The 6,581-nt window shown below is 70.4% G+C and carries 8 protein-coding genes and 1 pseudogene; 5 read left to right on the top strand and 4 right to left on the bottom strand.

Annotated features, from left to right (window positions below; genetic code table 11):
* A partial coding sequence (locus tag B4E30_RS14920; protein ID WP_286795938.1) for a hemolysin III family protein occupies positions 1 to 200 on the top strand: 200 nt, incomplete at its 5' end.
* 10 nt (positions 201 to 210) lie between these two features.
* Here B4E30_RS14920 and B4E30_RS14915 read toward each other — a convergent pair.
* Positions 211 to 519, bottom strand: coding sequence for a hypothetical protein (locus B4E30_RS14915; protein WP_286795937.1), 309 nt, complete (start codon positions 517 to 519; stop codon positions 211 to 213).
* 65 nt (positions 520 to 584) lie between these two features.
* Between B4E30_RS14915 and B4E30_RS14910 the strand changes: the two genes are divergently transcribed.
* Positions 585 to 977, top strand: a complete 393-nt coding sequence (locus B4E30_RS14910) for a DUF4307 domain-containing protein (RefSeq protein ID WP_286795936.1) — start codon at positions 585 to 587, stop codon at positions 975 to 977.
* A 126-nt stretch (positions 978 to 1,103) separates the two neighbouring features.
* On the top strand, positions 1,104 to 1,595 hold the full coding sequence (greA, locus tag B4E30_RS14905; RefSeq protein ID WP_071042877.1) for a transcription elongation factor GreA: 492 nt from the start codon (positions 1,104 to 1,106) through the stop codon (positions 1,593 to 1,595).
* A 75-nt stretch (positions 1,596 to 1,670) separates the two neighbouring features.
* Here greA and ilvA read toward each other — a convergent pair whose 3' ends face one another.
* Together ilvA and B4E30_RS14895 are read right to left on the bottom strand one after the other, a co-directional pair.
* Positions 1,671 to 2,897 (bottom strand): threonine ammonia-lyase, encoded by a 1,227-nt coding sequence (ilvA, locus tag B4E30_RS14900; RefSeq protein ID WP_286795935.1) that lies wholly within the window; start codon positions 2,895 to 2,897, stop codon positions 1,671 to 1,673.
* Positions 2,894 to 4,090, bottom strand: a complete 1,197-nt coding sequence (locus tag B4E30_RS14895) for an AI-2E family transporter (RefSeq protein WP_286795933.1) — start codon at positions 4,088 to 4,090, stop codon at positions 2,894 to 2,896. Before B4E30_RS14895 ends, ilvA begins: the two co-directional genes overlap by 4 nt.
* A 62-nt stretch (positions 4,091 to 4,152) precedes the next feature.
* On the opposite strand from B4E30_RS14895, the gene B4E30_RS14890 reads away from it, so the two are divergent.
* Entirely contained in the window at positions 4,153 to 5,445 is a 1,293-nt protein-coding gene (locus tag B4E30_RS14890; RefSeq protein ID WP_286795932.1) for a winged helix-turn-helix domain-containing protein, read from the top strand.
* Positions 5,442 to 6,347: a hypothetical protein gene (locus tag B4E30_RS14885; protein WP_286795930.1), complete on the top strand. Its 906-nt coding sequence runs from the start codon at positions 5,442 to 5,444 to the stop codon at positions 6,345 to 6,347. The genes B4E30_RS14890 and B4E30_RS14885 overlap by 4 nt, the downstream gene beginning before the upstream one ends.
* Before the next feature lie 22 nt (positions 6,348 to 6,369).
* Here B4E30_RS14885 and B4E30_RS14880 read toward each other — a convergent pair.
* Positions 6,370 to 6,581: pseudogene (locus B4E30_RS14880) on the bottom strand (M48 family metalloprotease); the annotation flags it as partial.

Below are 6,581 nucleotides of genomic sequence, written 5' to 3'. Positions count from 1 at the left end.
CGGCGATGATGATCCTCGTGATCGTCGGCGGCCTCCTGTACACGGGAGGCGCCGTGGTCTACGCGCTCAAGCGCCCCAACCCGTGGCCGGGTCACTTCGGCTTCCACGAGATCTTCCACGTCTGCACCGTGCTGGCGTTCCTGTGCCACTGGACGGCGTGCCTGCTCATCGCCCTGCAGCCCGCCTATCACGCGGGCTGACCTTCCCGCGTCAGCGGCGCGGCTCGTCCGGGTCGTCTCCCCCGTTCCCGGGGCCATCGTCCTCGAGTGCAGCGGGCTCCTCGTCGGCCCGTGCGTCGGCGGCCGCCTGCTCGGCGTCGAGCTGCTCGTCGATGTCAGCACGGATGCGCCCCCGACGGATGCGGCGCAGCATGTCGGTGATGAGCACGATGACCGCCACGCCCAGGAGCGCGAACACGAGGAAGCCCCACGGGCCGGGCGTCACCAGATCCGGGTCGACGAGCTCGGCAGGGGTCGGCGTGGGTGTCGCGGTCGCCAGAGCGACGAGCGCATCGTGCATGTTTCCTCGATCCGCGCCGGAGCGCATAGCCTGGTCTTCAGCCTAATCTTCCGGAGCAGTGCCGCATGACGACCCCCGAGCAGCTCGACGACCGGTACGGTCGCACGCCTTCCGCGCGACGACGCGTCGTCGCCGGTGTCGCGATCGGCGTCGGTGCACTCCTGGCCGGAGCGATCGCCTGGGGCGCGGTGAGCAACGTCCTCGACGACGTCGAGGTCGAGACGGTCGCGTTCGAGGTCGTCGACGAGCATTCGGTGACCCTCAGCTTCCAGATGGTCGCGCCCGCCGGGCGCGACGTGGCGTGCGCCCTGGAGGCGCGGGATCCCGATCACGGCGTCGTGGGATGGAAGATCGTGCAGTACCCCGCGTCCGAACGGCACTCGGTCGCCGTTCGAGAGGACATCCCGACCGTCGGCGAAGCCACCACCGGTTTTGTCAACACGTGCTGGGTGACATAGTCTGTCGAGACACAGACGACTGACGCCCCGGCCGATGCCCGGGGCGTTTCGGTTACCCGCACCGGAATTCTCGTACGACAGTCCGGTCCGAACCAGCAGTCCCATCCGAACCGAAGGAGATGTGACGTGTCCAGCGATGCCCAGGTGACGTTCCTCACGCAGGAGGCGCACGACCGACTGACGGCCGAGCTCGAACACCTCTCGACCACCGGTCGCGAGGAGATCGCCAAGCGTATCGAGGCCGCGCGCGAAGAGGGCGACCTCAAGGAGAACGGCGGATATCACGCCGCGAAGGACGAGCAGGGCAAGCAGGAGGCGCGCATCCGCACCCTCCAGTCCCTGCTGAAGTCCGCCAAGGTCGGCGACTCGCCCCAGAGTCACGGCGTGGTCGAGCCGGGAACCGTCGTGACCGCGGTCATCGCCGGAGGCGAGGAGACGTTCCTGCTCGGAAACCGCGAGATCGCCGGCGGCACCGAGCTCGACGTGTACAGCGAGGTCTCCCCGCTCGGCGAGGCCATCCTCGGCCGCAAGGAAGGCGAGAAGGTGTCGTACACCGCCCCGAACGGCAAGGAGATCGCCGTCGAGATCGTCAAGGTCGAGACGTACGACGGTCAGTGAATCCCGGGCCGCCGCGAGCGGCCTGCCCCGAACGGGTCGCTTCGCGCGTGTGCGCGGATGCGGCCCGTTCGGCGTTCAATCGGGGACGACTGTCGCGGTGAATCCCGCCTGCTCGAGCGTGGAGATGACGTGTGCGCGGTGTTCCTCGCCGCGCGTCTCGACGCTGAGCTGAAGGATCACCTCGGAGATCTGCAGTCCCTGACCGTGACGGGTGTGCAGCACCTCGATGACATTGGCCCCGGCGAGCGCCAGCAGCTCGGACACCTTGGCCAGCTGGCCGGGCCGGTCGGGCAGCGGAATCCGCAGGCTCATGTAGCGCCCCGAGGCCGCGAGCCCGTGTGCGACGACGCGCTGCAGCAGCAGCGGATCGATGTTGCCCCCGGAGAGCACCGTCACGGTGGTTCCGGTCGCGGTCACCTTGCCCGCGAGCATCGCCGCGACACCGACGGCGCCCGCCGGCTCGACGACCTGCTTCGCGCGCTCGAGCAGCACCAGCAGTGCGCGCGCGATGTCGTCCTCCGTCACGGTGACGACCTCGTCGACGAGGTCGTGGATGATCTCGAACGGCAGGTCCCCCGGTCGCGCGACGGCGATGCCGTCGGCGATCGTGGGTCGCGTCGCGACCTCGAGGGGCTTGCCCGCCGCCATCGACGAGGGATACGCGGCGGAGTTCTCCGCCTGGACGCCGACGATGCGAACGCGCCGACCGTCGGCCGCCGCACGCGCCTTAACGGCCGCAGCGACGCCGGCGAGGAGGCCTCCGCCGCCGATGCCGAGCACGACCGTCTCGAGATCGGGAACCTCGTCGTAGAGCTCGATCCCGAGCGTTCCCTGGCCGACGATCACGTCTCGGTGGTCGAAGGGGTGGATGAGCACGGCGCCGGTCCGCTCGGCGTACTCGGCGGCCAGGCGCAGCGGTGTCTCGACGGTGGCCCCTTCGAGCACGACGTCAGCGCCATAGCCACGGGTGGCGAGGAGCTTCGGGACCGGCACGCCCAGCGGCATGAAGATGGTCGCGGGGATGCCCAGGGTCTGCGCCGCGAGCGCGACCCCCTGCGCATGGTTGCCCGCCGAGGCGGCGACGACACCGCGTCCGCGCTCCTTCTCGCTCAGGCGCGACAGACGGTAGGTGGCACCGCGGATCTTGAACGACCCGGTGCGCTGCAGGTTCTCGAGCTTGAGATGCACCGGCACGCCGAGCAGGTCGGAGAGGAACTGCGAGCGGTCCGTCGGGGTGCGGGTGATCACGCCGTCCAGGGTGGCGGCGGCATCGGCGAAGTCTTCGATGGTGGGGGCGCTCACGCGCGCGTCCTCCTCGTTCTCGGGACGGTGGTCCAGATCAGATCCGCCGTCACACGCGGATCGGCGCCGGTCTCCCAGGCGCGCTCGCCCAGATAGACCGCGACGACGTTGACGAACGCGGCCAGCGGCACCGCGAACAGAGCACCCGGGATGCCGGCGATCATCGCACCGCCGGCCACGACGAGGACGACCGCCAGCGGGTGGACCTTCACCGCCGACCCCATGAGCAGCGGCTGCAGCACGTGCCCCTCGAGCTGCTGCACCCCGAGGACGACCAGGAGCATCCACAGCGCGATCCACGGACCGCTGTAGACCAGCGCGAGGAAGACCGCGAGAGCCCCGGTCACGACGGCTCCGACGAACGGGATGAACGCGCCGAGGAACACCAGCACGCCGATGGGGATCGCCAGCGGCACCCCGAGGAGCGCGGCGCCGACCCCGATGCCGATGGCGTCGATCGTGGCGACCAGCAGCTGGGTGCGGGCGTAGTTGATGACGGTGACCCACCCCGCCTTGGCGGCTCCGTCGACGGCCGCGCGCGTGCGCTTCGGGAACAGCTTCGTGGTCCAGCGCCAGATGCCGGCACCGTCGGCGAGCAGCGTGATGAGGATGAAGACGGCCAGGAGGGCACCGGTCGCCACGTGTCCGACGGTCGTGCCGATGGCGAGGGCTCCCGACCAGAGCAGTTCGGCCTGCTGCTGCAGGAATGTTCCCGCCTGTGTGAGGAGATCGTCGATCTGCCGCTCCGTCAGGTGCAGGGGACCCTGCACGAGATAGTCCCGCACCTCCCCCACCGCTTCGACGGTTCGCTGCTGCACCGATGGCCACTCGCGCGAGATCTGCCAGGTCACCAGCCACACGAGGCCGGCGACGACGGCGAAGGTGCCCAGGAGCGCGATGACGATGGCGATCCACCGCGGGAAGCGGTGCCGGATCATCCAGGAGAAGAAGGGCCACAGCAGCGCCGTGACGAGGATGGCGACCATCATGGGGATGACCAGCAGCTTCAACTGGATGATGAGCCAGATGAGCACGCCGATCGCGGCGGCGATGAGCAGGAAGCGCCAGGCGTACTCCGCGGTCAGACGCAGCCCACGCGGAACCTGCTCGCTCAGCTCTCCCGAGACGATGCGGGTGCGATCGCGCAGTGCGGAGAAGAACGAGCCACGGGACGTGTCGTCTGGACCGCTCATCACGCCAGTCTAGGTCCCCGTGAGGCCGGGGCCGCGTCGGAGGGGGCCGTTAGGCTGACCGGGTGAAGGAGACGCTGAGCGCCCCGGAAGCGCGTCGGATCGCGCTGGCCGCCCAGGGCTTCGGCAAGCGCCCCGTCGACGGCCGCGCGGGGGTGCGCACGCTCGGTGCGACCATCCGCCGCCTCGGCACTCTCCAGATCGATTCCGTGAACGTCTTCGCCCGATCGCACTACATGCCGCTGTTCTCGCGCCTGGGGAGCTATGAGACCGCCGACCTGGACCGGCTCCTGTTCGCGCGGCGGGCGCCCTTCGTCGAGTACTGGGCCCACGTGGCCGCGTTCATCCCCGCGGCGGACTGGGGACTGTTCGATTTCCGGATGCGGGAGCTGCGCCGGAAGTACGACGCCCCCGACGGCTGGACGCGGCGCCACGCCGAGACGGTGTCGTGGGTGCGCGACGAGCTGGCCACTCGCGGACCGTTGCGTCCGGCCGACATCGAGCGAGACGCCCACCGGTCCCGGCGCGGACCCTGGTGGGACTGGGACGAGGTGAAGTCCGCCCTCGAGTACCTGTGGCTGTACGGCGAGGTCGCCATCGCCGGGCGCCGGGGATTCGAACGCCGCTACGGCCTGGCGTCCCAGGTGATCCCGGACGACGCACGCGCTCCCGTGCCCCGCGAGGACGCGATCCGCGAGCTCGTCCGTCGAGCCGCGGCGGCATACGGGGTCGCGACCGCCGCCGATCTCGCCGACTACTGGCGCATCCGCGACCGGAAGGCGATCATCGCCGCGGTCAGCGACCTCGTCGACGCGGGCGACCTCTCGCCCGTGACGGTCGAGGGCTGGACCTCGGGCGGACGCCCCGCCAAGGCGTGGGTGCATCGCGACGCGCGACTGCCGCGGCGCATCGAGTCCGCAGCCGTGCTCACGCCCTTCGATCCGGTGGTGTGGTTCCGCGACCGCGCCGAGCGCTTGTTCGACTTCTCCTACCGGATCGAGATCTACACCCCCGCGAACCGCCGCCGGTTCGGCTACTACTCCCTGCCCGTGCTCGTCGGCGACGACATCGTCGGGCGCGTCGATCTCAAGGCGGACCGACCGACGGGCCGATTGCTCGTCCAGTCGGCCTGGTGGGAGCACGGCGCCCCCCGCGACGCCGCCGAGGCGGTCGCCGATCGCCTGCGCGCCGCTGCTTCCTGGCAGGGTCTGGAGACCGTCTCGGTTTCGCACTGGGGTGATGCGACCGACGACATCGCTCGAATGCTCGGCGACGCACCCCGCCACGATGCCGGACCGATCGGCCCCGAAGCCCTCTCTCCCGCCGAGCCCGATGCGTCGGCCGAGGTCGCGTCGTGAGCCGTCGCGTCGCGGTCGTCGTCGCATCGGTCGCTGTGGTGCTCGGAGCCGCAGCGCTGGTGTGGTGGTGGACCTCGACCGCCGATCGGGCATCGGCCCCGCGGGATGTCGCGCAGGTCTACCTCACCGCGCTCGAGCAGGGCGACATCGACACCATCCATGAGGTTCGGAGGGGATCGCTCTCGCCGCTCGCGATCGACGCGTTCGCGGGCGCGGACCACATCGTCGACCCGCGGATCGACGATGTGGTCGTGGACGGCGACGAGGGCGCGGTGACCGCCTCGGCGGAGCTCGCCGGGGAGCGCCGGCCGCTGCAGTTCGCCCTGATCGGCGACAGCGACGGCTGGAAGGTCGCCGGCGACGACCTCGGTGAGCTGTCGGCATCCACCACTCCCGGCGCAGCCGTCACGATGGGCGACGCGGTGGTCGAGGTCGACACCGTCGTCGACGTGCTTCCGGCGGTCTATCGCGTCGTCGCCGTTCCCGAAGAGGTGCTGTCGGGTCGGACGGATGCCGCGATCACCCCGCAGGAATCGGTGCACGTCGTCGTCGAGACCGAACTCGCCGCGGGGGCCGTCGACGCCGTGCAACGCGCGGTGGATGCGTGGGCCGACGCGTGCACGGTCTCCGCGCAGAGCGTTCCCGCCTCGTGCGGATTCGACGTGCCGTGGCCGGCCGACTTCACGTCCATCGCGTCGATCGACTACCGCATCGATGCCTACCCGAGCGTGACCGGCCTCGGTGTGGACGGCGTCCTCGTCGCCTCCGACGGCGTGCTCGTCGCCACCGTCCGCGGCCAGGCGCGGGACGGCGACGAACCGCGCACCTACCGCACCGACGACTGGATGATGCGCGGCGCGATCACCTTCGAAGGCGCGCAGCTGGTGATTCGCGCCTTCTGAGCCGACAGCGGCTTCTGACACCTCAGAAGGAGCCGCCGATCTCGTGGAGTCGTGCGATGCGGTCGGGAATCGGCGGGTGGGTCGCGAACATCTTGGCGAAGGCCTTCGGCGCGAGCGGATTCGCGAACCACAGATGCGCCATGGACGTGTTCTCCCGCTGCAGCGGCCTCCCCTCCTGCGAGAGCTTGGCCAGAGCCGACGCGAGCCCGTCCGGGTCGCGGGTGGTCAGGGCGC

Source organism: Microbacterium sp. UBA3394, from assembly GCF_002358725.1.
GTDB lineage: Bacteria > Actinomycetota > Actinomycetes > Actinomycetales > Microbacteriaceae > Microbacterium > Microbacterium luteum.
The sequence above is the reverse complement of the archived record's forward strand: the minus strand, read 5'-3'. Positions and strand labels throughout refer to the sequence as shown.